This window comes from Pseudomonas paralactis, assembly GCF_001439735.1.
GTDB lineage: Bacteria > Pseudomonadota > Gammaproteobacteria > Pseudomonadales > Pseudomonadaceae > Aquipseudomonas > Aquipseudomonas paralactis.
Map to the genome: position 1 here is coordinate 412,976 of NZ_JYLN01000004.1, position 23,366 is coordinate 436,341.

At 60.1% G+C, this 23,366-nt stretch carries 22 protein-coding genes and 1 riboswitch; of the genes, 15 read left to right on the plus strand and 7 right to left on the minus strand.

What is annotated here, in order from left to right:
- Positions 1 to 8: 8 nt before the first annotated feature.
- The 3 genes from TX23_RS13370 to TX23_RS13380 are packed head-to-tail and all read left to right on the plus strand — an operon-like array spanning position 9 to position 2,918.
- A complete protein-coding gene (locus TX23_RS13370; RefSeq protein WP_057702551.1) occupies positions 9 to 965 on the plus strand; it encodes a glycosyltransferase family protein in 957 nt (318 codons plus the stop codon).
- A 51-nt stretch (positions 966 to 1,016) separates the two neighbouring features.
- Positions 1,017 to 1,781 (plus strand): glycosyltransferase family 2 protein, encoded by a 765-nt coding sequence (locus TX23_RS13375; RefSeq protein ID WP_057702552.1) that lies wholly within the window; start codon positions 1,017 to 1,019, stop codon positions 1,779 to 1,781.
- A gap of 39 nt (positions 1,782 to 1,820) precedes the next feature.
- Positions 1,821 to 2,918, plus strand: a complete 1,098-nt coding sequence (locus TX23_RS13380) for a glycosyltransferase family 4 protein (protein WP_057702553.1) — start codon at positions 1,821 to 1,823, stop codon at positions 2,916 to 2,918.
- Here TX23_RS13380 and TX23_RS13385 read toward each other — a convergent pair.
- Positions 2,907 to 3,473 (minus strand): BUD32 family EKC/KEOPS complex subunit, encoded by a 567-nt coding sequence (locus tag TX23_RS13385; RefSeq protein ID WP_186559550.1) that lies wholly within the window; start codon positions 3,471 to 3,473, stop codon positions 2,907 to 2,909. The two genes, TX23_RS13380 and TX23_RS13385, sit on opposite strands and share 12 nt — an antisense overlap.
- A 149-nt stretch (positions 3,474 to 3,622) precedes the next feature.
- Between TX23_RS13385 and TX23_RS13390 the strand changes: the two genes are divergently transcribed.
- The 6 genes from TX23_RS13390 to TX23_RS13415 all read left to right on the plus strand — a co-directional run bounded on the left by TX23_RS13390 (position 3,623) and on the right by TX23_RS13415 (position 10,531).
- Positions 3,623 to 4,801, plus strand: coding sequence for an O-antigen ligase family protein (locus TX23_RS13390; RefSeq protein ID WP_057702555.1), 1,179 nt, complete (start codon positions 3,623 to 3,625; stop codon positions 4,799 to 4,801).
- An 8-nt stretch (positions 4,802 to 4,809) separates the two neighbouring features.
- On the plus strand, positions 4,810 to 6,618 hold the full coding sequence (gene msbA / locus TX23_RS13395; protein ID WP_057702556.1) for a lipid A export permease/ATP-binding protein MsbA: 1,809 nt from the start codon (positions 4,810 to 4,812) through the stop codon (positions 6,616 to 6,618).
- 151 nt (positions 6,619 to 6,769) lie between these two features.
- Positions 6,770 to 7,474: a sulfotransferase family 2 domain-containing protein gene (locus TX23_RS13400; RefSeq protein WP_057702557.1), complete on the plus strand. Its 705-nt coding sequence runs from the start codon at positions 6,770 to 6,772 to the stop codon at positions 7,472 to 7,474.
- Positions 7,467 to 8,075, plus strand: a complete 609-nt coding sequence (cysC, locus tag TX23_RS13405) for an adenylyl-sulfate kinase (RefSeq protein ID WP_057702558.1) — start codon at positions 7,467 to 7,469, stop codon at positions 8,073 to 8,075. Before TX23_RS13400 ends, cysC begins: the two co-directional genes overlap by 8 nt.
- A 103-nt stretch (positions 8,076 to 8,178) precedes the next feature.
- On the plus strand, positions 8,179 to 9,603 hold the full coding sequence (gene hldE, locus TX23_RS13410; RefSeq protein WP_057702559.1) for a bifunctional D-glycero-beta-D-manno-heptose-7-phosphate kinase/D-glycero-beta-D-manno-heptose 1-phosphate adenylyltransferase HldE: 1,425 nt from the start codon (positions 8,179 to 8,181) through the stop codon (positions 9,601 to 9,603).
- Entirely contained in the window at positions 9,596 to 10,531 is a 936-nt protein-coding gene (locus TX23_RS13415) for an NAD-dependent epimerase/dehydratase family protein (RefSeq protein ID WP_057702560.1), read from the plus strand. The genes hldE and TX23_RS13415 overlap by 8 nt, the downstream gene beginning before the upstream one ends.
- 17 nt (positions 10,532 to 10,548) lie before the next feature.
- On the opposite strand, the gene TX23_RS13420 is transcribed toward TX23_RS13415, so the two are convergent.
- From TX23_RS13420 to TX23_RS13435, 4 genes are read right to left on the minus strand one after another with little or no spacing between them, the layout of a single operon-like run.
- On the minus strand, positions 10,549 to 11,514 hold the full coding sequence (locus tag TX23_RS13420; protein WP_057702561.1) for a hypothetical protein: 966 nt from the start codon (positions 11,512 to 11,514) through the stop codon (positions 10,549 to 10,551).
- 41 nt (positions 11,515 to 11,555) lie between these two features.
- A complete protein-coding gene (locus TX23_RS13425; RefSeq protein WP_057702562.1) occupies positions 11,556 to 12,368 on the minus strand; it encodes an aldo/keto reductase in 813 nt (270 codons plus the stop codon).
- Entirely contained in the window at positions 12,365 to 13,540 is a 1,176-nt protein-coding gene (locus TX23_RS13430) for an NAD(P)/FAD-dependent oxidoreductase (RefSeq protein WP_057702563.1), read from the minus strand. The genes TX23_RS13425 and TX23_RS13430 overlap by 4 nt, the downstream gene beginning before the upstream one ends.
- A 55-nt stretch (positions 13,541 to 13,595) precedes the next feature.
- On the minus strand, positions 13,596 to 13,931 hold the full coding sequence (locus TX23_RS13435; protein ID WP_057702564.1) for a DMT family transporter: 336 nt from the start codon (positions 13,929 to 13,931) through the stop codon (positions 13,596 to 13,598).
- Positions 13,932 to 14,133: 202 nt separating this feature from the next.
- Between TX23_RS13435 and TX23_RS13440 the strand changes: the two genes are divergently transcribed.
- Both TX23_RS13440 and waaA read left to right on the plus strand, forming a co-directional pair.
- Complete coding sequence (locus TX23_RS13440; RefSeq protein ID WP_057702712.1) at positions 14,134 to 15,024, plus strand: LysR family transcriptional regulator; 891 nt, start codon at positions 14,134 to 14,136, stop codon at positions 15,022 to 15,024.
- A 23-nt stretch (positions 15,025 to 15,047) separates the two neighbouring features.
- Positions 15,048 to 16,325 (plus strand): lipid IV(A) 3-deoxy-D-manno-octulosonic acid transferase, encoded by a 1,278-nt coding sequence (gene waaA, locus TX23_RS13445; RefSeq protein ID WP_057702565.1) that lies wholly within the window; start codon positions 15,048 to 15,050, stop codon positions 16,323 to 16,325.
- A 118-nt stretch (positions 16,326 to 16,443) separates the two neighbouring features.
- Here the strand turns inward: waaA and TX23_RS13450 are convergent, their stop codons facing one another.
- Positions 16,444 to 17,883 carry a TolC family outer membrane protein gene (locus TX23_RS13450; protein WP_057702566.1) on the minus strand — a complete coding sequence of 480 codons (1,440 nt, stop codon included), beginning with the start codon at positions 17,881 to 17,883 and terminating at the stop codon, positions 16,444 to 16,446.
- Between the two features lie 196 nt (positions 17,884 to 18,079).
- Positions 18,080 to 18,185: riboswitch (TPP riboswitch) on the plus strand.
- Positions 18,186 to 18,334: 149 nt separating this feature from the next.
- Here TX23_RS13450 and thiC point away from each other — a divergent pair.
- The gene (thiC, locus tag TX23_RS13455; protein ID WP_057702567.1) at positions 18,335 to 20,239 is read left to right on the plus strand and encodes a phosphomethylpyrimidine synthase ThiC; all 1,905 of its coding nucleotides are present in this window, start codon (positions 18,335 to 18,337) and stop codon (positions 20,237 to 20,239) included.
- A gap of 182 nt (positions 20,240 to 20,421) precedes the next feature.
- On the opposite strand, the gene TX23_RS13460 is transcribed toward thiC, so the two are convergent.
- Entirely contained in the window at positions 20,422 to 21,168 is a 747-nt protein-coding gene (locus tag TX23_RS13460) for an RsiV family protein (RefSeq protein ID WP_057702568.1), read from the minus strand.
- Positions 21,169 to 21,361: 193 nt separating this feature from the next.
- On the opposite strand from TX23_RS13460, the gene TX23_RS13465 reads away from it, so the two are divergent.
- The 3 genes from TX23_RS13465 (at position 21,362) to cpdA (ending at position 23,328) form a co-directional block, all read left to right on the plus strand.
- Positions 21,362 to 21,979, plus strand: a complete 618-nt coding sequence (locus tag TX23_RS13465; protein WP_057702569.1) for an NUDIX domain-containing protein — start codon at positions 21,362 to 21,364, stop codon at positions 21,977 to 21,979.
- Entirely contained in the window at positions 21,970 to 22,419 is a 450-nt protein-coding gene (locus tag TX23_RS13470; protein ID WP_017138485.1) for a DUF1249 domain-containing protein, read from the plus strand. The genes TX23_RS13465 and TX23_RS13470 overlap by 10 nt, the downstream gene beginning before the upstream one ends.
- Positions 22,420 to 22,515: 96 nt before the next feature.
- The gene (cpdA, locus tag TX23_RS13475; protein WP_057702570.1) at positions 22,516 to 23,328 is read left to right on the plus strand and encodes a 3',5'-cyclic-AMP phosphodiesterase; all 813 of its coding nucleotides are present in this window, start codon (positions 22,516 to 22,518) and stop codon (positions 23,326 to 23,328) included.
- Positions 23,329 to 23,366: the final 38 nt, after the last annotated feature.

The following is a 23,366-nucleotide window of genomic DNA, read 5'->3' on the forward strand; positions in this document are numbered from 1 at the left end:
GGAAAGTCATGAAAGTTTTGTTTCTGGTGCAGAAAGAGCAGCGTGCGATTCTGGATCGCTTGTATGAAGGCATCGCCCAGCACTGCGAGTGTGATACCCGCTGGTTGAGCAGTGATGAGCAGCGCAATCTGCGTGGTTACTTTCGGCGTGAAGTCGATGTGAGCCGCTATGACCGTATTGTGTTCTTCCTGCGCTTCAAGCAGGAAATCCGTCAGGCCAGCTTTATTCGCACGATCCCGAACCTGGTGATTCTCGAACACGACGCTTACCAGAACTATATTCCCTGCAAATACACCGGCAAGTTCAGCACACACTACCGCCGTTTGCCGTGGGCGCGAGTCATCAGCTCCGGTTATATGGTTACCGAGCGCCTGCGCGCCGAAGGCTTTGACGCAGTATTCGTGCCCAAGGGCTACGACCAGGCACTGCTGCAGCCACAGGATCGCGAGCGTGATATCGAACTTGCGTTTGTCGGTAGTACCAACAGTGTGGCTTATAGTGGCCGCAAGGCGCTGCTCGATGAACTGGCAAAGGTTGAGCCTTTGGTGGTGACGCGTACGAAGTCCGGTGAGGAATATTGCGCGACGCTCAACCGCATCCGGTTTTTCGTCAGTGCCGATGTGGGCATGGGCGAGTATATGATCAAGAACTTCGAGGCTATGGCCTGCGGGTGCGTGCTGTTGGCTTTTGATCAGGGCGCAGGGGAAAACGCTGCGCTGGGCTTCGAGGATATGGTCAATGTCGTGTTCTACAAAAATATTCCACAGTTGCAGGAAAAGCTGGCGACCTTGCGGGCCGACCCTCAATTGGCCGCAAACATTGCCCGCAGCGGCCAAGCGCTGGCTGTCAGCGAGTTCAGTTTTGCACGTATTGGCCAGCGGATTGTGGAAGGGCTTGAACCACCCCTGCGGCCGCAAGCGCCCATGAGTTTGCTGGAAAGACTGCGCCTGAAGCTGGGTATTTGACCGATGCCAGGTGGCTGTAAATGATGGTTACACGATACTTTTGAGGTTTTGATGCAATTCTCTGATCAAAGTGACATAACGCTTGTCGTGACTAGCTGCGGCCGCTTCGATCTGTTGAAGCGCACGCTCGAGAGCTTCGACCAGTTCAATACGGCGGATATCCGTGAAGTCATTATTACCGAGGACTCCGGCGATGACGCTGTTCGCCTGGCGATCCCGGAGCACTGGCATGACCACTGTGTTTTTTTCGTCAACCGACCAAAGCTTGGACAGCTGGCATCCATAGATCTGGCCTACCAGTCGGTCAAGACTCCTTACATATTCCACTGCGAGGACGATTGGGCCTTTTATCGACCGGGGTTTATCGAGGATTCCAAGACAGTGTTGCAGCAGCGCCCGGATATCCTCCAGGTTTGGTTGCGTAACTACGTGTACGACTTGCAAGTGCACAGTCCCTATATCCATCTGGGGCCGCGTGAGGTGATCGGCGGTGTACCGTGTTATCCGTTGCTGTCCGACAAGCCGGAGTGGCAGGGTTTTTCGCTTAACCCTGGCCTGCGGCGGATAAAGGAATACCGTTTGTGCGCGCCGTTTGCAGGGTTTCAGGGCGAGAAGGGGCTCTCCAAGCGTTACGCGCAGTTGAACCTGGGCGCCGTGACGTTGGAAGGTGATGCGGTCCTTCATACCGGTTTCGGCTTGCACGTGTCGACGTCAGAAGAGCGCGTAACGAAAGCGCGACGCAAGCGAAGGGAGCGAATCAAACTCGCGGCGATGCTGGTCCTTGGGCTCGGCATCGGTTGGTTGATCCATCAGTAATTACGAATCGCCGTACGCACGCCGCACAAGGTTTTCTCGATGAGTATTCTCAACATCATGTGGGCCGGTGGTACTGCATTTGCCTCGGTGCAGAAAGTACATCAGCAAATACTGTCCCACGCCGACAAATCTGTATCTGTGCATACCTGGCTGCTGCAGGGGCGTGCGATCAGGAATGATTGCCTGACCGAGCAGCCCGTAGAGTGGGATCTGTCCTCTGCACGGCTAAAGGGGCGGCATCTATGGAAGCTGCTGATGCCTTGGATGCGCGCGCGCTTTCAAAAAGCCTTGCCAGAGGATTTGCAAGTTGTGCTCCTTGATGGGATTGGTGTCGCACGAGTGCTTCTACCCGTGCTCAAGCGCTTGCCACATGTGCGCGCAGTCGTGATTTTTCATGGCACCACACGTTTGCGCAGCGTTGATAAAAAGCTGATTGCGCAGTTCCCCGCGTCGCAACTCACGTTGACCGCGGTATCGCAAACCCTTGCGGGCACTCTCGAGTGTTATTTGCAACGGCCGGTGGCGGTGTTGCGCAGCGCCTTCGACCCTGCCGTTTTCCGTGCTGCGGCGCTGCCCCGTGAACAGGCTCGCACCCGTCTGGGGTTGTCTGTGAGTGACTCGCCGGTGCTGGGTGCGGTAGGTCGGTTGGTGGAGGGCAAGGGGTTTGCTTGTTTGCTGGAGAGTTTCGCCAGCGTCTCGGCCGATAAACCGGACGCCCGCTTGGTGATCATCGGCGAAGGGCGCGCACGGGAAGCGCTAGAGGCGCGTATCGAGCAGCTCGGTTTACAGGGCCGGGTATCTCTTCCGGGGCATTTGCCTGAGGCGGCGACCCTCTACCGTGCGTTTGACTGGGTGGCGATTCCGTCCTCGGAAGAGGGGCTGGGGCTGATCCTGCAAGAGGCGGTAATGGCTGGCGTTCCCGTACTGACCAGTGACCTTGCAGTCTTCCGCGAGCAACTGGGCGACGCAGGCTGGTACGCCCCCGTCGATGATCCAGTTGCCTGGGGCGAGCTGATGGAGTGCGCGTTCGCCACGTCCTGCGACGCGGTGGTCGAGACTCAGTCGCGGGTGCTGGCACCTGAACAAGCCTGGGATGACTTCAAGCAGACCACAGAGCGGTTGTTCTCATGCCGCTAGCAGCGCTTGCTCCAATGCTTGCATTGGAAAGCGTTCGTTCAGCTTCTCGCGCGCAATATAGCGTGCGAAATGTTGCAGGTTGCGCCGTGCGAGCTCCGGGTTCAGTGGTGCGCGCAAAAAACGCATATCCGCCACGTCGATCAGCCCCATCTCGTTGTCTGGTGTGACGACGATATTGCCTAGGTGCAGGGAGCGGAAGTAGATCCCCGCGCCATGTAGGCGACGAATAAGTGCTACCAGTGGGTCGAGGTTCGCGTGCCAGTCAAAGCCTTCCTGGCTGGAAATCTGGCGCAGTGTTTCCCCCGGCAACGGGCGGTACAGCACTGCCGTCATTCCGGGCGTGGACAGTTGGAAGAACGCCAGTACGGTCAAGGTTGGAATCCCGCGCTGTTGCAGTTGCGCGACGTTATCGATGAATCGTTTGGAGTAGGGGCGAAACAGTGCGGAAGAAAGCAGACGTTTGCGGCGAAACAGTTTAAGGATGTTTCCGTCGGCCAGCAGGTAGACTTTGGGGCCGTAGCTGTCCTGTTCCAGGATTTTGGCGCCTTCAACCATCGAATTTAAATCGGCTTGGGGAAGCCTTGAACATTGCATCGTTGGAAAGCCTTGTGGGAATAGCGGGGCACAGTGATCGGCAATAATGCCGAAAGTTTTGGATTTTAACCATGCCGGCCTGGCAGGTTAAACGGATTCAGGAGCGGGTGATGCAAGCAAGTCGTTGGGCGCAGGGGTGGATGATTCTGGGTTTGCTGTGGTTTTTGCTGGCAATTGCCTTCGCGCCGACCAACAAGATTTATCAACAAGGGCTGACGCTTTTTCTCTGGCTGCCGGCGATGGTGTTTGCCTGGTCCGCGCGTGAGCAGCTTAAGGCCGTATGGCATGCCCAACGCTGGTTGTGCCTGATGGTGGGCCTGCTGGCCGTCTGGGGCTTGATCAGCCTGTTGTGGACCAGCGCCGAAGACCCTTCGCGCGAGGCCAAGCGCTTGCTGTATATCGGTGTGTTCCTGTTGTTTTTCCCGGTGTTCGCGTGCGGCCAGGCCGAGCGCGTTATTCGTGTGATGCAGTGGGGCGGTTTTGGTCTGGCATTGTCGTCGCTGGTGGCAATCGTCAAGTTTTATGGCTTTGAGCACAATGCCTGGTCCTCGCGCCTCGAAGGTCTGGGCCAATTGTCCCACCCGATCCTGGGTGCCTATGTCATTGGTCTGGCTGCCATATGGCTGCTGCACTGGCTCCCTCGTGGCCGCTGGATGCAGATGATGTGGGTACTGTCCATCGCGCTCCTGGGGCTGTTCGTGGTGTTGAGCCAGAGTCGCGGTGCCGCGCTGGCATTATTGCTCACTGTTGTGGCAATGCCTGCCTGGTACCGTGATCGGCGCACTGTGGTCGTTGCGATCGGCGCGGTCATAGTGGCGGTGGCGGTATTTTTTGCCATGCAATCGCTGATGCTGGCCCGGGGCGTTTCTTACCGGCCACAAATCTTCATGGCGGCGCTGCAGATGATTTCCGAGCATCCGTGGACCGGCCTGGGGTTGGGGGGCGGTTACAAGGTATTTGCCGATAACCTCTATTTCGATCACACCCACAACTTGTTCAGTCACGTGGCAATCGAGTTGGGCCTGCCCGGCCTGTTGCTGTGGTGCGGCTTGTGGTTCGGTGTGCTGTGGCAAGCCTGGAAGGCGCGCGACACGCTCTACGGCAAGGGCATCATCGGGATGTGGGTGTTTTCGTTCCTGGCCATGCAGTTCGACGCTGCCAGCCTGACAGGTACGCCGCGGGCCGAGTGGTTCATCTCCTGGTTGCCGGTCGCACTGGCCAGTGTTTTGGTCTGGGCTCGGGCCAAGCCCGATGCTTGTGATAAAGTTCGCGTCCTACCCGATCAGTGAGCTTGACCATGAGTGACGCACCGCCCAAAGCGGACCAAGAGTCCAGCCTGAAAATTTATCTCAGGCTGCTGGGCTATGTGAAACCCTACGTTGGCATGTTTCTGCTGAGTATTGTGGGCTTCGTGATCTTCGCGTCCACCCAGCCGATGCTCGCCGGAATTCTCAAATACTTCGTGGACGGCTTGAGTAACCCGGACGTGGTGTTCCTGCCCCAGGTCCCGCTCTTCAAGGATTTGAAGCTGTTGATGGCCGTGCCGTTGCTGATCATTCTGATCGCTGCGTGGCAAGGGCTGGGGTCCTTCCTGGGCAACTACTACCTGGCCAAGGTTTCCCTGGGGCTGGTGCATGACCTGCGCGTCCAGTTGTTCAATAAACTGCTGGTCCTGCCTAACCGCTACTTCGACTCCCATAACTCGGGGCATTTGATTTCCCGTATTACCTTCAACGTGACCATGGTCACCGGCGCGGCCACGGATGCAATCAAGGTTGTGATCCGTGAGGGTCTGACGGTGGTATTCCTGTTCGGCTACCTGTTGTGGATGAACTGGAAACTCACCTTGGTGATGCTGGCGATCCTTCCGTTGATCGCGATCATGGTGGGTAGCACCAGTAAGAAATTCCGCAAGCAGAGCAAGAAGATCCAGGTGGCCATGGGCGACGTTACCCATGTGGCCTCGGAAACCATCCAGGGCTACCGCGTGGTACGCAGCTTCGGTGGCGAAGGTTATGAGCAGCGCCGCTTTGCCGCTGCCAGCCAAGGCAATACCGACAAGCAGCTGCGCATGAACAAGACCGGCGCGGTCTATACGCCGATGCTGCAACTGGTGATCTACACCGCCATGGCCGTGCTGATGTTCCTGGTGCTGTTGCTGCGTGGCGATGCCACGGCCGGTGACCTGGTAGCCTACATCACCGCCGCAGGCCTGTTGCCCAAGCCGATCCGTCAGTTGTCGGAAGTCAGCTCGACCATCCAGAAGGGTGTGGCTGGCGCCGAGAGTATCTTCGAGCAGCTGGATGAAGAACCTGAGGTGGACACTGGGACGGTTGAGCGTGAACGCGTCAGCGGCCGCCTGGACGTGCGCAACCTTAGCTTCACCTACCCGGGGGCGGAGCGTGAAGTGCTCAAGAATATCTCCTTCAGCGCAGCGCCTGGACAGATGGTCGCCCTGGTTGGACGTTCGGGCAGTGGCAAATCGACCCTTGCCAGTCTGATCCCGCGTTTCTATCACCACGAAACGGGAGAAATCCTGTTGGACGAGGTAGAAATCGAAGACTACCGTCTGCGCAACCTGCGCCGGCATGTGGCCCAGGTGACCCAGCATGTCACCCTGTTCAATGACACCGTTGCCAACAACATTGCCTACGGGGACCTTGCCGACGCTCCGCGTGCCGACATCGAGAAAGCCGCTGCCGATGCCTACGCCATGGACTTCATCTCCGAGCTGCCAAATGGTCTTGACACTGAAGTCGGTGAAAACGGTGTGCTGCTCTCCGGTGGGCAGCGTCAGCGCCTGGCAATTGCCCGGGCCTTGCTGAAAAATGCGCCACTATTGATTCTGGATGAGGCGACTTCTGCACTGGATACCGAATCGGAACGGCATATTCAAGCAGCGCTGGACAAGGTCATGAAGGGCCGTACCACTCTGGTAATCGCGCATCGCTTGTCGACTATCGAGAAAGCTGACCTGATTCTGGTAATGGACCACGGCGAGATTGTCGAGCGTGGTACACACGTCCAATTGCTGGCCATGGGCGGCTATTACTCGCGCCTGCACGCCATGGGGCTGGACGAACCGGTGAAGAACGACATTACCTGATGCTGCGGGGCGTGCAATACGCCCCGATGTTTGTATCCAGCCGCTTACAGGCTTGACCAAAGCCAAATAATTCGCTGCCTATCGTTTGTTATGTTGGCCTTCTCGATTCGGATGAGAACGAGAAGGCCAACCTTCTTGCGTGGGTGATGAAATGTTGCAACGTCTATTCTGGAAACTGCTTCCCAAGCAACAACGGATGTTTCTGATGGGGCGGTTGTCGGTAGTCGATCGTCAGGCGGTGAACAAATCCCTGTCTGGGGCGATCGCGCTCAATCCTGCTTTTGAGCGACGCAGGTGCGTATTTATCCACGTGCCAAAATGTGCAGGCAGCAGCGTTTGCTCCGCACTTCTGGATGGACGCTGGCCGGGGCATCTGCCCTATTACTGGTACCAGCAGCAATTCCCGGAACACTGCGAACGCAGTTTCAAGTTCGCTTTCGTACGCGATCCGCTGGAGCGTGCCTACTCGGCCTATACCTATCTGCGCAGCAGTCAGACCGATGGCCGCGATCAGCAAGCTCGGACGCTGTTGTCCAGCTACCGAGACTTTGACCATTTCGTGGCGGGGTGGCTGCACCCGGACAACCTGCGCCGCCAACTGCACTTCGCCCCACAGACCGACTTTCTAGTCGATCACATGGGCCTGATGGCCATGGATTTTCTCGGGCGCCACGAGTCATTGGATCTAGACTTCCAGTACCTGTGTGAACGCCTCGGCGTGAACGCATCCTTGCCGCATCTGAATACGTCCCTGGCTCGCCGCAGCGAACCGGTCAAGACGTTTTGCTCCACGCGTACCCGCCGCCTGGTTCGGCGTGCCTATATACGCGACTACGAGGTCCTGGGTTATGAGTAACCACTCTGCATCCAATGAATCTGCCGTCATCCGGCCCTTCGCCTTGTCGTTATCGGTGCAGGCGCGGGCGGCACTCAAGCATCAACAACCGTGCTGCCTGTGGCTGACGGGCCTGTCCGGGTCCGGCAAGTCGACCCTGGCTAATGCCCTTGAAGTGCGGCTCAGCGAGCAGGGGCGGCATACCTTCGTGCTCGATGGCGATAACTTGCGTACCGGTTTGTGCAGTGACCTTGGTATGAGCGATACGGCGCGCAAAGAAAATATCCGACGCATTGGCGAAGTGGCGCGGCTCATGGTGGATGCCGGATTGATAGTGATTGTCTCGGCCATATCGCCATTCAGCATTGATCGGGCGTCGGCCAGGGCGTTGTTCGGGGTTGGGCAGTTTTTTGAGATTTACATCAGTACGCCGTTTGCCGTTTGTGCCCGGCGCGACCCCAAGGGCTTGTACCGTGCGGCACTGGACGGGCGTATCAAGCGGTTCACCGGCCTGGACAGCCCTTACGAGGCGCCGCTGGCAGCCGACTGCGAGATCAACACCGATACGGTGGGCATAACCGAGGCGGTGGATCGTATTCTGGCGAGCGTGCTCAAAAAATGATCCGTTTTGCTACGTGATGTACAGCGGTTAAAGCTCTCGAACTAGACGGCGCTCACCCTGTGCTAATATCGCTGCCCTGTTCATTTTGTATGTGGGTTGCTCCATGAAGTTGTCCATGCCGCGATTCAATCAAGCCGCTGTCTTGGTGGTCGGCGATGTCATGCTCGACCGTTACTGGCATGGTGGTACCTCACGGATTTCCCCTGAGGCGCCGGTACCGGTCGTCAAGGTCGAGCAAATCGAAGACCGCCCAGGTGGCGCTGCCAACGTCGCGCTCAATATTGCTGCCCTCGGCGCTCCGGCCTCCCTGGTGGGGGTGACCGGCGACGACGAAGCTGCCGAAAGCCTGGCCAACAGCCTGCAGGGTGCCGGCGTGCGTGCACTGTTCCAGCGCATCGCCCATCAGCCGACGATCGTCAAGCTGCGGGTCATGAGCCGTCATCAGCAGTTGCTGCGTATCGATTTCGAAGAACCCTTCGCCACCGACGCCCTGGCCCTTGGCGATCAGGTCGAGGCACTGCTCGAAGGTATCAAGGTGCTGGTGTTGTCCGACTACGGCAAAGGCGCCTTGCAGAATCACCAGGTGTTGATCCAGGCCGCCAAGGCTCGCAACATTCCGGTACTCGCCGATCCCAAGGGCAAGGACTTCTCGGTTTATCGAGGCGCCAGCCTGCTCACGCCCAACCTCAGTGAGTTCGAAACCATCGTCGGCGGTTGCGCCGATGAGCACGAACTGGTGAGCAAGGGCGCGGTGCTGATGGCCGATCTCGATCTGGGCGCCCTGCTGGTGACCCGTGGCGAGCACGGCATGACCCTGCTGCGTCCGGGCCATCCGGCGATGCACCTGCCGGCGCGTGCCCGTGAAGTGTTCGACGTTACCGGTGCCGGTGACACCGTGATTTCCACCCTGGCGGCGTCTATCGCGGCCGGTGAGGAGCTGCCCCACGCCGTGGCCCTGGCCAACCTGGCCGCAGGCATTGTGGTGGGCAAGCTGGGTACTGCGGCCATCAGCGCACCGGAATTGCGCCGTGCGATCCAGCGCTCCGAAGGTTCGGAGCGCGGCGTGCTGGGGCTGGAGCAATTGCTGCTGGCGATTGATGATGCCCGTGCCCATAACGAAAGCATTGTGTTCACCAACGGTTGCTTTGACATCCTGCACGCCGGGCATGTGACGTACCTGGAGCAGGCGAGTGCCCAAGGCGATCGCTTGATCGTCGCGGTCAACGATGATGCATCGGTCAGTCGCTTGAAAGGCCCGGGCCGCCCGATCAACAGTGTGGATCGGCGCATGGCGGTATTGGCGGGTCTGGGCGCAGTGGACTGGGTGATCAGCTTCTCCGAGGGCACCCCGGAAAACCTGCTGGCCCAGGTCAAGCCGGACGTGCTGGTCAAGGGCGGTGACTACACGGTTGAGCAGGTGGTCGGTGCTGATATCGTCAGTGCCTACGGTGGCACAGTAAAAGTGCTGGGGCTGGTTGAAAACAGCTCTACTACGGCGATTGTCGAGAAAATTCGTAACAATGATTAAAGTCGATCCATTGATATTGATCACTGGCGGCGCGGGCTTCATTGGCTCGCACCTGGTCGAGGCGCTGGTAGCCAAGGGCTATCGCGTGCGTGTGCTGGATAACTTGTCCACTGGCAAGCGCAGTAACCTGCCGTTGGACAATCCGCAGGTGGAGCTGCTGGAGGGGGATGTCGCAAATGCGACGTTGCTGGCGCATGCCGCTGTCGGTGCGATGGCGGTGGTGCACCTGGCTGCGGTGGCTTCGGTACAGGCGTCGGTGGACGATCCGGTCAGCACGCACCAGAGCAATTTTGTCGGCACCCTGAATGTCTGCGAAGCCATGCGCAAAGCTGGTGTAAAGCGCGTGGTGTATGCATCGAGTGCTGCGGTGTATGGCAACAACGGCGAAGGTGCGTCGATCGACGAAGCCACCGTCAAGGCACCGTTGACGCCCTACGCGTCCGACAAGCTGGCCGGTGAGCATTACTTTGACTTCTACCGCCGCCAGCATGGCCTGGAGCCGGTGATCTTCCGTTTCTTCAATATATTTGGGCCTCGGCAGGACCCGTCATCGCCGTACTCCGGCGTGATCAGCATCTTTAGTGAGCGCGTTCAGCAGGGCCTGCCGATTACCGTGTTTGGCGATGGCGAGCAAACCCGTGACTTCATGTACGTGCAAGACCTGGTCGATGTACTGGTGCAGGCTATCGAGTCCCCGGATACTCCGTTGGGGGCGATCAACGTAGGTTGGAACCGTACCACTACGCTTAAGCAAGTATTGCAAGCTCTGGAGGAGGTGGTGGGCACGTTGCCAACCGTCACTTACGGGCCGGCGCGCTCGGGCGATATTCGCCATTCGCGCGCCAACAATCAGCGATTGTTGGCGAGTTTTACACTGCCTGAGCCTACCCCTTTGAAGAGGGGGCTGGAGCGCTTGCTCAATAGCTGATCAGCGCTTGCTCGCGCCTACAGTTTGTTTTTCTTCGGCACGATCTTGCGCAGCATCTGCCGCGCCTTGCCGGTCAAGCGCTTGAGCTTCGAGTCCTTTTCCGGTTCTGCGAGGCCTTGCTGGCGCAGCCAATCCTTCCAGCGAATCCGCTCATCGCGCACCAGCCAGCCCTCTTGCCGGGCAAAGCTTTCGGCCAGGTACAAACCGCGTGTGCTGGCCGGGTAGAGCTGATCTTTCTTGACGGTATACAGTTCGGCCAACGGCTCGCCGTCTTTCAATGGCATCAGGTACAGGTCCGGACGCTGGCGATCCAGGCGCGCCACCAGTTGGTCGCCTTCCAGGCGCTCATCCACATGGAACAAGCTGAGGGACTTGGCTTCCTTTGGCACTTCCAGGCGCAAGTCATAGATCAATTGCAGCGACGCCGTCGGCAGGTGCACGTAGGCCCGTGGGCGCTCGATCAGTTGCGTGGTGGCGCAGCGTACCGGGCGTGCGGCGCCGGACAAGGGGCTCAGACGAAACGGCAGGGCTTCGCGGTAATGCAGGGCGGCGGAGTAGGGCGCCGGTAGCCAGGTGTCGTTGAAGCGCCCGCCGAGCCAGCCTTCAGGCGTCTCCAGCAGGCACTCTTCGGCAATTTCCTGTATGGCGGTATGCAGCGGCAGGTTCAATTCATGGGCCGGGACGTAGCCGGAGATCAGCTTGAGCACCACATCGCCGCGGTCCTGGCGACGCTGGCGCACCAACACCCAGTAATCCTTGTTTTGCCAGTGCAACGTCAAGCGCACAGAAACGCCGAGGTTCGCCAGTTCCAGGGCGAAGCGTTCGGCGTCCGGCACCTCGACCGGCTTGCGCCGTTGCAGGGTCTGGGCGAAGTTGAGCGGCATACCGACGCTCTGGTAGCTCAGGCCTTCGGGGGTGGCTTCGACGTGCAGCGGCAGTGTCTTGAAGTTGCTGGGGTTCTTTCTTATGAGCGTACGCGGCATGTCGGCTCCTTTGTGCGACGGGGTCGGCCGCGTGGGCGGCATCAGAGTTGACGGATGACTCGGGCAGCGGTTGCCACGTTATGGGCCAGGTGCAGCGGATTAATGGTCCCGACAATAGCACTGGCGACGCCCGTTTGCGCAAACAACAGCTGGAAACTGGCATGAATTGGATCCATTCCTGGCTCCAGGCACACGTGACCGCTGGCCAGGGCTTTTTTTACCAGGATGCCTTTGCCATGGGTGGTCGCGTAATCGATCACGGCTTTCTCGGCCTGTTCATTGAGGTTATAGGTGACCATCGCGCAATCGCCCTGTTCCAGCGCCTTGATGCCGCCTTCGACGGTTTTGCCGGAGAAGCCGAAACCGCCAATCTTGCCGTCCTGCTTCAGTTGGGCCAGGGTCTGGTATACCTCGCAGTCGTTGAGGATATGCAAGTCGTTCCCGTCGGAGTGCACCAGCACCAGGTCGATAAAATCCGTTTCAAGGCGTTTCAGGCTACGTTCGATCGACATCCGCGTATGGGCTGCGCTGAAATCGTGATGAGACACCCCATCGGCAAACTCTTCGCCGACCTTGCTGACAATCACCCAGTCGTTGCGCTGGCCACGCAGCAGCGGGCCCAGGCGTTCTTCACTCATGCCGTAGGCGGGCGCGGTGTCGATCAGGTTGATACCCAGCTCGCGAGCCTGGCGCAGCAGCATTCGCGCCTCGTCGTCCCCAGGGATCTGAAAGCCGCTGGGGTATTTAACCCCTTGGTCGCGGCCCAGCTTGACGGTGCCCAGGCCCAATGGCGACACCAGCAGGCCAGTGTTGCCCAGTGGGCGATGCAGGTCGTGCAGGGTTGGCAGGCTCATGGCAACAGTTGCTCCCAGGCGGGTTGGCCGATTGACGGTTTTGGCAGCTCGGGCAGTGGGGTACTGGCGCCGGGGCGGATGCCGTCGCGCTCCAGGGCGTGGAGGACGCGATCGGCGAAGTCCGGCGCCAGGGCCAGCTTGGTCGGCCAACCGACCAGCAGGCGGCCGTTCTCGGCCACAAACGCGTTGTCGGGGCGGCTCAGGCCCGATTGCAGCGGTTCGGCGCGCTCTACCCGCAGGGTCGCCCATTGGGTCTGGCTCATGTCGATCCAGGGCAGCAGTTGCGCCAGTTCTTTCTGTGCGGTAGCAATTTGTTCTTCAGGTGTACGCGCCACGCCATCGGCCTCGGCGATATCCCCGCCCAGGTACCATACCCAGTTGCCATCGGCGGCCGGGTGGGTGGTGACGGTGATGCGTGGCTTGGTACCGCCGCCCAGGCAGTGGGCGTACAGCGGTTTGAGGCCCGGGCCTTTGGCGATGATCATATGCAGCGGGCGTTTTTGCATGGCCGGCTGGCTCTGGCCCAGGGCGGCGAGCAGATCCGCGGTGCCGGCGCCGGCGCTCAGCACGATACGCTGGGTACGGATCTCGCGGCCATCGACCTTCAGGCCCACCAGCGTATTACCGTCCAGCAACGGTTCAATGTGCTGGCCCGCAAGCAAGCCGTCACCCGCCAGTTGCGCCAGACGCTCGATCAAGCTCGGCACGTCCACCACCAATTCCGCCAGGCGATAGACCTTGCCCTTGAAGCGGCGGTCTTGCAGGGCCGCAGGCAGCTCCTCACCCTTGACCTGATCGACGCGGCCGCGCACGGCCTTGCTGGCAAAAAAACTGGTGAGGTTGCCGGCGAGCGTGCCCGGGGACCACAGATAATGAGCCTGGGACAACACGCGCACGCCGGACAGGTCCAGCTCGCCGTCACCCGCCAGGGCTTCACGCCAGCGGCGCGGCATATCGGCAATGGCTTCGGAGGCGCCGGTGAGGGCGCCGTGCAGGGCGTATTTCGCACCGCCGTGAATGATCCCCTGGGACTTCACGCTTTGCCCGCCGCCCAGGCTGGCGCTTTCCACCAGCACCGTGGAAAACCCCTGGCGGCGCAGGCGCGCATTGAGCCAGAGGCCGGCAACCCCGGCGCCGACAATCAGAACGTCGGTGGAAATAACGGATGGCATCGGCGACCTCAGTGTTCAAGACAAGAGGCGCAGTATACAGGCTGTTGAGTGACGGTCAGTGCCCGACGGTTTTCGAGAACAGCTGAATCACCACCACGCCCAGCACAATCAGGCCCATGCCCAGCATCGCCGGCACATCCAGCTTCTGCCCGTAGATGAACAACGCCGCGACGCTGACCATCACAATCCCCAGCCCGGCCCAGACCGCGTAAGCCACGCCCACGGGCACGGTGCGCACCACCAGGGTGAGCATCCAGAACGCGACGCCATACCCCACGATCATCAGCAACAGCGGGATCGGTGTGCTCAAGCCTTTGACCGCCTTCATGGAGACAGTGGCGATCACTTCCGAGCAAATGGCAATGGCCAGGTAAGCATAGGCGGCATTCATTGGGGTAATCCTCGGTGTGGTTTCAAAATCTGTAGGAGCGAGCTTGCTCGCGAAAAACGTCAACGGTAACCCGCGCTTCCTGAATAAACGCGGCGCCTGTGAGTTTTTCGCGAGCAAGCTCGCTCCTACAGGGGTGGGCATTCTAGTCGTTTGCCAGATGCGGTAAAGTCATTACCTATCTGGAATGGAGATGGGTCAAGCCATGAGCGTGCAGTGGAATCTGGAACAGATGCGCCTGTTTGTCAGCGTTGCCGAGCAGCGCTCGTTCTCTGCCGTGGCGCGCGGGCAGCGCAAGGCGCAATCGGCGGTCAGCAATGGCATCGCCCTGTTGGAAGCGGACCTGGGCGTCAGCCTGTTCGAGCGCAGCAGCGGCCGCCAGCCACGCCTCACCGAAGCCGGCAGCGTCTTGCTGGAGGAAGCACGTGAAGTACTGCGCCAATGCGAGCGACTCAACGGCCGGGCACTGTCCCTGACCCGCGGCGAGGAAGCCTGCCTGCGCCTGGCCCAGGATGAAGCGATGTTATTTCAGCCGGTGCTCGATAGCCTGGAGGCGCTGGCGGTGCAATACCCGCTGCTGGAGGTGCAACTGTCCAGCGCCGCCCAGGGCGATGTGGCGCGCAAGCTGGTGGAGCGTCAGGCGGACCTGGGATTGTTGTTCTACCACGACCAAATCCCCGAGGCCCTTGAGCGGCGGGTAGTGGGCAGTGTGGAAATGGTCACGGTGTGCGGGGTGAATCATCCGCTGGCCAACGAAACCTATGTGACGTGTCAGCATCTGGCCCAGCATCGACAGTTGTTGATGTCGACCCAGACCAGTGTCTATCCCGGCAGCGAAGCGGCCAGCCCTCTGGTGTGGCGCGCCGACAGTTTCTACGTGTTGGCCGAATGGTTGATGAGCGGCCTGGGCTGGGCCTGGCTGCCTCGGCACATCGTGCAATACCCGACCTACCAGCAACAGATGGTTGAGTTAGCCAGCGAATGGACACCGCCGGCGCTGGTAGTGGAGCTGGTATGGCGGCGCGATGAGCACCTGGGGCCCGCCGCCCGCTTCCTGGCCAAACGATTTGCCGAGTGCTTGCAGGCGATCGACTGAAAAAGCCGATAAACTCCGCCGCCATGAATAGAACTCTCTACAGCTGTTTGTTTTACCTGGCGCTGCCGTTGGTGGCCTTACGTTTATGGCTGCGCGCGCGCAAGGCACCGGCCTATGCCAAGCGCGTGGGCGAACGGTTTTCCTATGGCTTGCCGGTGATGCGCCCCGGCGGCATCTGGGTGCACGCCGTTTCGGTGGGCGAAAGCATTGCCGCCGCGCCGATGATTCGCGCGCTGTTGGCGCGTTATCCACAACTGCCGATCACCGTCACCTGCATGACGCCCACCGGTTCCGAGCGTATCCAGGCGTTGTTCGCCAATGAGCCGCGCATCCAGCATTGCTACTTGCCGTACGACTTGCCGTGCGCCGCCAAGCGTTTCCTCGACCGTGTGCAGCCCAAGCTGGCGGTGATCATGGAGACCGAGCTATGGCCCAACCATATTCATGCTTGCGCCCAACGCGGTATTCCGGTGGCGCTGGCCAATGCACGGTTGTCGGCGCGCTCGGCCAAGGGCTACGCCCGCTTCGCCAAGCTGACGGCACCGATGCTGGCGCAAATGAGCCTGTTTGCCGTGCAGACGCAAACCGAGGCCGAACGCTTTCGCAGTCTGGGCGCACGCCCTGAAACCGTGGAAGTGACTGGCTCGATCAAGTTCGACCTGACCGTCGACCCCCAGTTGACGGCCCGCGCTGCTGACCTGCGTGAACAGTGGGGCGCCAGCGACCGGCCAGTGTGGATCGCGGCCAGTACCCACGAAGGTGAAGACGAAGTGGTGTTGGCGGCCCATCGCCAATTGCTGGCGAGCTATCCCAACGCGTTGCTGATTCTGGTGCCGCGCCACCAGGAGCGCTTTGGCCCGATGTTCGAGCTGAGCGTGCAGCAAGGGTTTGCCACGGTGCGTCGCTCCAGCGGCGAACCGGTCACCGAGCAAACCTCGGTGTTGCTCGGCGATACCATGGGCGAGTTGCTGTTTCTCTACGCCCTGGCCGACAGTGCCTTTGTGGGTGGCAGCCTGGTGCCGACCGGCGGGCACAACCCGCTGGAGCCGGCGGCACTGGGTAAGCCGGTGATCATGGGGCCGCACCTGTTCAACTTCCTCGAAATCAGCACGATGATGCGTGATGCCGGGGCGTTGCGAGAGGTGGACGATGCCGATGGGCTGGCCGAGGCGGTGCGACAGTTGTTCGAATTGCCCCAGGACGCACGCAAGATGGCGCAGGCGGGGCTCAAGGTGATGCAGGCCAACCAGGGCGCGTTAAAGCGTTTACTGGATGGCTTGGACAGACTGATCAAACACTGACAACACCAACCCAATGCAGGAGCTGGCTTGCCTGCGATAGCATCACCTCGGTGTACCAGATGTACCGAGGTGTCTGCATCGCAGGCAAGCCAGCTCCCACATGGGTTCGGGGGTGCGCTTAATAGCCGGGGCGGGCCTTGAGCTGTTCGGCAGCGGCTTTGGCCAGGTCCGGCGGCAGGAAGTCCTTGTCCGGGTTGTAGTCGGCCTTGAGGTAGCGCGCCAGGTCTTGCAGGTCTCCAGGGTTCAGCGTGCCGGCGGCCTGTTTCAGACGCAGGTTGTCGAGGATGTAGTCGTAGCGGCTGTTGTTGTAGTTACGCACCGACGCGTACAACTGGCGCTGTGAGTCCAGCACATCGACGATGTTGCGCGTGCCCACCTGATAGCCGATTTCCGTGGCTTCCACCGCGCTCTGGTTGGAGATGATCGACTGGCGGCGTGCCTGTACCTGTTCCACGTCGGTGTTCACTGCGCGGTGCAGGTTGCGCGTGTTTTCCACCACCTGGCGGCGCAGGCCTTCACGTTGTTGCTCGGACTGGTCCAGGCGTGAATAGGATTCGCGCACTTGCGAACTGGTGAGGCCGCCGCTGTAGATCGGGATGTTCAACCGCAAGCCGATGGTGCGTTGCGACACATCGCCACCGTACGGGATAGGCAGCTGATTCGGGTTGCTGAAGCCCAGGGCGTCGTTGTCGCCTTTTTCGTATTGCGCAACCGCATCGAGGGTCGGCAAGTGGCCGGCCTTGCGCTGCCTGAGGGTTTCTTCGGCGGCGGTTACTGCGTAATTGCTGGCCAGCAGGTTGAGGTTCTGACGCCCGGCGGTTTCGACCCAGGCCTTGGCGTCGTTCGGCGCCGGCGGCAGCACGGGCAGCGTATGGACAATGCCCTGGATCGAGTTGTATTGGCGGTTGGTCAGGGTAATCAGCGCTTCGAAAGCGTCGTCCACCTGACGCTGGGCCAGGATGCGGTTGGCCCGGGCGGTATCGTAGCTGGCCTGGGATTGCAGTACATCGGTCTTGTCCGACAGGCCCACATCGAAGCGTTCGTTGGACTGGTCGAGCTGGCGCTTGAAGGCATTTTCTTCGGCTTTGGTCGACGCCAGGTTGTCCTGGGCGCGCAGTACGGCGAAGTAGCTTTCGGCACTTTGCAAAATCAGGTTCTGCTCGGAGGCCGACAGTTGCAGCGAGGCTTGCTCATTGACCGCTTGCGCGGCTTGCAGCTGGAACCAGCGGTCGGCACGGAACAGCGGCTGGCTCAGGGTCGCGCGCCAGGAGTGGGCGTCACGGTTGGCCGTGGCGGCCGGTTGATCGATCTGGGTACGCACGTTATTGCTGTCGGCACCGGCCGACAGATTCGGCAGCAAACCTGCGCGGGCCTGGGGCACCACTTCTTTTTGCGCGCCGTACTGCGCACGGGCAGCGGCCAGGTCGGCGTTGTTGCTCGCCGCTTCCTGATAGACGCTGACCAGATCGGTGTTGGTGGACAAGGGCGCTTCAGCTGCCCAGACCAGTCCGTTGGTCGCACAAGACACGGCAACAGCCAGTGAGAGTTTGCGCAGCATGAGGCGATCCCTAATTTTAATATTACGACTATAATTTAGCGCTCAAGGCTAAGGCTGGCCATTCCTGGCGTCAAGCCTTGAAGCAGTGCCCGAGTGTAGTGGCCGGGCCTGCGCACAACAATCCCACGATCACGCCATTCATCATGCTGAATGCACCGCTATTGGCAATTTGCCCACGCCATGGTCTAGACTGGCCGCGTTCTTGTCGGGGTGCCTTGTTGGAAGGCTGAGATCGGTAAATACCGGATCCCGTTGAACCTGATCAGGTTAGCGCCTGCGTAGGGAACAAGATTTCTCGTCACCCGGCGAGTCCTCTTGTGCTTCGTCCGGGATGTTGTTCGACAATCGAACAGCCCTCGTGCGCCAAGCACAGCACTGGTTCCAGTGCGTCCGTCCGTCACAGGTTCGCTCCGACAAACATCCACCGCCTGGATCAGTTGGAGAGCCCGTGATGAGCACTGAGATAAAAAATACAAAACCCAAAAATACCGTGCACCTGAGTGAATCGGCCAAGGTCGACTCCGGCTCCGTGCAGCCGTTTACCCGCTCGCAGAAAATCTACGTGCAGGGCTCCCGCCCGGATATTCGCGTGCCGATGCGGGAAATCAGCCTGGACGTGACCCCCACCGAGTTTGGCGGCGAAATCAACGCCCCTGTGGTGGTCTACGACACCTCCGGCCCCTATACCGACCCCAACGTCATCATCGATGTGCGCAAAGGCCTGGCTGATGTGCGCTCGCCGTGGATCGAAGAGCGGGGCGATACCGAGCGGTTGTCCTGCCTGAGTTCCAAATACGGCCAGGAACGCCTGGATAACCCGGACCTGGCCTACCTGCGCTTTGCCCACCTGCAAAACCCGCGTCGGGCCAAGGCCGGCGCCAACGTCAGCCAGATGCACTACGCACGAAAAGGCATCATTACGCCCGAGATGGAATACGTGGCCATCCGCGAAAACATGAAGCTCGAAGAAGCACGTGCAGCCGGCCTGCTCAAGCAACAACATGCCGGGCACAGCTTTGGTGCCAGCATTCCGAAAATCATCACGCCTGAATTCGTGCGCGAAGAAATCGCCCGCGGCCGCGCAATTATCCCGGCCAACATCAACCACACCGAGCTGGAACCGATGATCATCGGCCGTAACTTCCTGGTGAAGATCAACGGCAATATCGGCAACAGCGCCTTGGGTTCGTCCATTGAAGAAGAAGTGGCGAAAATGACCTGGGGTATCCGCTGGGGTTCGGACAACATCATGGACTTGTCCACCGGCAAACATATTCACGAAACCCGCGAATGGATCATCCGTAACTCGCCCGTACCAATTGGTACCGTGCCGATCTACCAGGCCCTGGAAAAAGTCGACGGCGTGGCCGAGGACCTGACCTGGGAGTTGTTCCGCGACACCCTGATCGAGCAAGCCGAGCAGGGTGTGGACTATTTCACCATCCACGCCGGCGTGTTGCTGCGTTACGTACCGCTGACTGCCAACCGCGTGACCGGCATTGTCAGCCGTGGCGGCGCGATCATGGCCAAGTGGTGCCTGGCCCACCACAAGGAAAACTTCGCCTACACGCATTTCGAAGAAATCTGCGAAATCATGAAGGCTTATGACGTCAGCTTCTCCCTGGGGGATGGCCTGCGCCCGGGGTCGGTGGCCGATGCCAACGACGCTGCGCAATTCGGTGAGCTGGAGACTCTGGGCGAGTTGACCAAGATCGCCTGGAAGCACGACGTGCAAACCATGATCGAAGGCCCCGGCCATGTGCCGATGCAACTGATCAAAGAGAACATGGAGAAGCAGTTGGAGTGCTGCGACGAGGCGCCGTTCTACACCCTCGGCCCGCTGACCACTGATATTGCGCCGGGCTACGACCACATCACCTCGGGTATCGGTGCGGCGATGATCGGCTGGTTCGGTTGCGCCATGCTCTGCTACGTCACGCCCAAGGAGCACTTGGGGCTGCCGAACAAGGATGACGTGAAGACCGGGATCATCACCTACAAGATTGCGGCCCACGCGGCCGACCTTGCCAAAGGCCACCCTGGCGCGCAGATTCGCGATAACGCCCTGAGCAAGGCGCGCTTCGAATTCCGCTGGGAAGACCAGTTCAACCTCGGACTGGACCCGGATACCGCACGGGCATTCCACGACGAGACGCTGCCGAAGGAGTCGGCCAAGGTCGCGCATTTCTGCTCCATGTGCGGGCCGAAATTCTGTTCGATGAAGGTGACTCACGAAGTGCGTGAGTATGCGGCCAACCAGCGTATTGAAGCGGTGGATGTGGACGTGGCCAAGGGCTTGGCCGAGCAGGCGGAGCGGTTCAAGCGCGAAGGCAGTCAGCTCTACAAGAAGGTCTGATCCCTAGGCGGCGGTGTCTGCACCGCCGTCATCGCGGGCAAGCCCGGCTCCCACAGTTGGCCGAGTGGTACACAGATTTTGTGTTCACCGCCGGTCCCCTGTGGGAGTCGGGCTTGCCCGCGATAGCGATCCGACAAACACCCAATCGCCCTCTGCAATAACACCCTTGAAGCGTCAACCGATCAACGGCGTGCCGGCATCAGCTCAGGCTTGATCACGCCGGTGAGGCGCGTATAGGGGAGGGTGATTTCGATCAGCCCCTGTGCGTAAGGGGCGATGGTGGCGACGTTGTACTTGAGCACGACACCACCACTGGTCAAGGCCACGTTCGGGGTTTTCTGGAAAGGCCAGTTCTTCAGGAACTCCGGGTCGCGGTCCATTTTGGTGTTGATCAACCAACTGTTATGCGCAACTTTCGCGGTGTTCCAGAATGCCTGCTCCTGGCCCGGCAGCAGCATGTCGGCCAGGCTCAGTTCCTTGTGCAGCAGGCGCGAGTAGTTGATGAAGCCACGGCCAGGCTCACCATGGGCCACGCCAGTGTCGAGGTAGCTGGACACTTCAACGATCACCAGTGCGTCATGTTGCTCACGTACCTTGGCTTGCAAATACATGCTGTGGCGGTCTGCCGATTCGCGCAGGAACTTGTCTCGATAAGCATTGAGCGTCGCAGGCACACTGGCGCCGGGCGTGGTGCGGGTCATCTGCAGCAGGCGCTGTTCGACCAGGCTGTCGAGTTGCGGGTCGGCGGGGAAGTGCACGGTATCGATGTTCACCAGGGGGCAGTCCGGGCTATTGCAGCCAGGTTTGATCTGTTCCGACTTGTCGGTCGTCACGTCCAGCGGCTTGAGCTGGCCGGGTTGGAACAGACTCTGGCAAGCACCCAGGGTCAAGGCAATACAGGCCATGGAGGCGATTTTTAAAAGCGACATGTGTGTCCTTCGTAAATCGATGGAAAGCGAAAAGAGTAGCGCTTGGACTGCCAACAAGGCAGTCAGTTCGCCACTAGACTGATGGTGGGGAGTTTGACGTCCGCCGCCGGTCCCGGCAACCGGAAAGGGGCTGCATCAACGGGCATCGGCGCGTTAGGATGGCGCCCATTGCACGAGCTTAACGAGGGACACTATGACGGACAACGCGAAGTCGACGCCGAACAAGATTGAGATTGTTCAGCGTGACAATGCCTACAAGGGCTTCTACAAGCTCGATCGCGTGCAGCTGCGCCACGAGAAATTCGACGGTGGCATGAGCCGCGTGATCAGCCGCGAAGTGTTCGTTCGCCATGACGCCGTGTGCGTGCTGCCCTACGACCCGCAACGTGACGAGGTGGTGCTGATCGAACAGTTCCGCGTCGGCGCCATGGGGCGTGCCGACAACCCCTGGTTGGTAGAAATGGTCGCTGGCCTGATTGACAAGGACGAGCAACCGGAGGAGGTTGCACACCGCGAGGCCGAGGAGGAAGCTGGGTTGACATTCTCCGCGCTGTGGCCGATCACCAAGTACTTCCCGTCGCCCGGCGGCAGTACCGAATTTGTCCACCTGTACCTGGGCCGTTGCGACAGCGCGGGCGCTGGTGGCATCCATGGATTGGAAGAAGAGGCAGAAGATATCCGCGTCACCGTCTGGGCATTCGAAGATGCCTTTCAGGCGGTGCGCGACGGCAAAATTTCCAATGCAGCCAGCATCATCGCCCTGCAATGGCTTGCGCTTAATCGCGCGGAAGTGAGGGGGTTATGGCAGTAAAGGCACGGGAACGTTATCGAGTAGACCTGATCGGGCTGCAAGCCGCCTGCGAGGCCAACTATGCGCGGCTGATGCGCCTGCTTCCCGATATGCGTCACGCCCCCGAGGCGCGGCGTATCGCCGTGACCCATGGCGACCAGATGCTCGGCGTGCTGACCCTGGAAGTCATCGTCAATTGCCCGTACACCACCACCCTGCGCGTGCGCCAGGAACACAGCCTGCCCTGGCTGCCGGTGCCGCAACTTGAAGTGCAGGTGTACCACGACGCGCGTATGGCCGAAGTGATCAGTGCCGAACATGCGCGACGCTTTCGCAGCATCTATCCTTACCCGAATGTGTTCATGCATCAGCCGGATGAAAAAGCACAGCTCAATGTGTTCCTCGGCGAATGGCTGAGCCACTGCCTGGCCCTGGGCCACGAATTTGAAGTTGTGCGCTAGATGTGAACTGAGCCTGTTTTCTCAGGTTTCCTCTTTGAGTCCTGCCCCAGCATAATCGTCAAATTATCCAAGCCTGTGATTGCCAGGGAGAGCGCCTTGCCTCGCGTACCCACCATAAACCCTGATGCTGCATTGTTGGTGCAATTGTCCGACAGCCATCTGTTTGCCGAAGCGGACGGCACGCTGCTGGGCATGAACACCCGTGAAAGCCTGCAACGAGTGATCGACCTGGTGCACGAGCAACAGCCGGGTATTGACCTGGTGCTGGCGACGGGCGACTTGTCCCAGGACGGCACGTTGGCGTCGTATCAGCTATTTCGTGACATGACCGCGCCCATCGGCGCGCCGACGCGCTGGATCCCAGGCAATCATGACGAGCCGCAGGTTATGGCCCATGCTGCTGTGCAGAGCGACCTGCTCGAACCTGTGGTGGACGTGGGCAATTGGCGCATCACCCTGCTGGATTCCGCCGTACCGGGTTCGGTGCCCGGTTACCTGCAGGATTCGCAGCTGCAATTGCTCGCCCAGGCCCTGAGCGAAGCGCCGAGCCGCCATCACCTTGTGTGCCTGCATCATCATCCGGTGTCCATCGGGTGTGCGTGGATGGAACCGATCGGCCTGCGCAATCCCGAGGCGCTGTTCGCCGTGCTTGACCGCTTCCCGCAGGTCAAGGCGCTACTGTGGGGGCATGTGCATCAGGAAATCGATCGCGAGCGCAACGGCGTGCGGTTGCTGGCCTCGCCGTCCACCTGCATCCAGTTCGCGCCGGGCAGTGAAGAATTCAAGGTCAGCGAGCAAGCGCCGGGGTATCGCTGGCTGCGCCTGCATGCCGACGGACGGTTGGAAACGGGGGTGGAGCGAGTCAAAGGCTTCGCTTTTACGGTCGATTACGGCAGCAACGGCTATTAAGACCTGCAAACACTGATCAAATGTGGGAGAGGGTGTCA

Bases quoted from the DNA above. Each gene is read 5' to 3' on its own strand.
- TX23_RS13370 (WP_057702551.1), top strand. From the start codon at position 9: ATGAAAGTTTTGTTTCTGGTGCAGAAAGAGCAGCGTGCGATTCTGGAT.
- TX23_RS13375 (WP_057702552.1), top strand. From the start codon at position 1,017: ATGCAATTCTCTGATCAAAGTGACATAACGCTTGTCGTGACTAGCTGC.
- TX23_RS13380 (WP_057702553.1), top strand. From the start codon at position 1,821: ATGAGTATTCTCAACATCATGTGGGCCGGTGGTACTGCATTTGCCTCG.
- TX23_RS13385 (WP_186559550.1), bottom strand. From the start codon at position 3,473: ATGGTTGAAGGCGCCAAAATCCTGGAACAGGACAGCTACGGCCCCAAA.
- TX23_RS13390 (WP_057702555.1), top strand. From the start codon at position 3,623: ATGCAAGCAAGTCGTTGGGCGCAGGGGTGGATGATTCTGGGTTTGCTG.
- msbA (WP_057702556.1), top strand. From the start codon at position 4,810: ATGAGTGACGCACCGCCCAAAGCGGACCAAGAGTCCAGCCTGAAAATT.
- TX23_RS13400 (WP_057702557.1), top strand. From the start codon at position 6,770: ATGTTGCAACGTCTATTCTGGAAACTGCTTCCCAAGCAACAACGGATG.
- cysC (WP_057702558.1), top strand. From the start codon at position 7,467: ATGAGTAACCACTCTGCATCCAATGAATCTGCCGTCATCCGGCCCTTC.
- hldE (WP_057702559.1), top strand. From the start codon at position 8,179: ATGAAGTTGTCCATGCCGCGATTCAATCAAGCCGCTGTCTTGGTGGTC.
- TX23_RS13415 (WP_057702560.1), top strand. From the start codon at position 9,596: ATGATTAAAGTCGATCCATTGATATTGATCACTGGCGGCGCGGGCTTC.
- TX23_RS13420 (WP_057702561.1), bottom strand. From the start codon at position 11,514: ATGCCGCGTACGCTCATAAGAAAGAACCCCAGCAACTTCAAGACACTG.
- TX23_RS13425 (WP_057702562.1), bottom strand. From the start codon at position 12,368: ATGAGCCTGCCAACCCTGCACGACCTGCATCGCCCACTGGGCAACACT.
- TX23_RS13430 (WP_057702563.1), bottom strand. From the start codon at position 13,540: ATGCCATCCGTTATTTCCACCGACGTTCTGATTGTCGGCGCCGGGGTT.
- TX23_RS13435 (WP_057702564.1), bottom strand. From the start codon at position 13,931: ATGAATGCCGCCTATGCTTACCTGGCCATTGCCATTTGCTCGGAAGTG.
- TX23_RS13440 (WP_057702712.1), top strand. From the start codon at position 14,134: ATGAGCGTGCAGTGGAATCTGGAACAGATGCGCCTGTTTGTCAGCGTT.
- waaA (WP_057702565.1), top strand. From the start codon at position 15,048: ATGAATAGAACTCTCTACAGCTGTTTGTTTTACCTGGCGCTGCCGTTG.
- TX23_RS13450 (WP_057702566.1), bottom strand. From the start codon at position 17,883: ATGCTGCGCAAACTCTCACTGGCTGTTGCCGTGTCTTGTGCGACCAAC.
- thiC (WP_057702567.1), top strand. From the start codon at position 18,335: ATGAGCACTGAGATAAAAAATACAAAACCCAAAAATACCGTGCACCTG.
- TX23_RS13460 (WP_057702568.1), bottom strand. From the start codon at position 21,168: ATGTCGCTTTTAAAAATCGCCTCCATGGCCTGTATTGCCTTGACCCTG.
- TX23_RS13465 (WP_057702569.1), top strand. From the start codon at position 21,362: ATGACGGACAACGCGAAGTCGACGCCGAACAAGATTGAGATTGTTCAG.
- TX23_RS13470 (WP_017138485.1), top strand. From the start codon at position 21,970: ATGGCAGTAAAGGCACGGGAACGTTATCGAGTAGACCTGATCGGGCTG.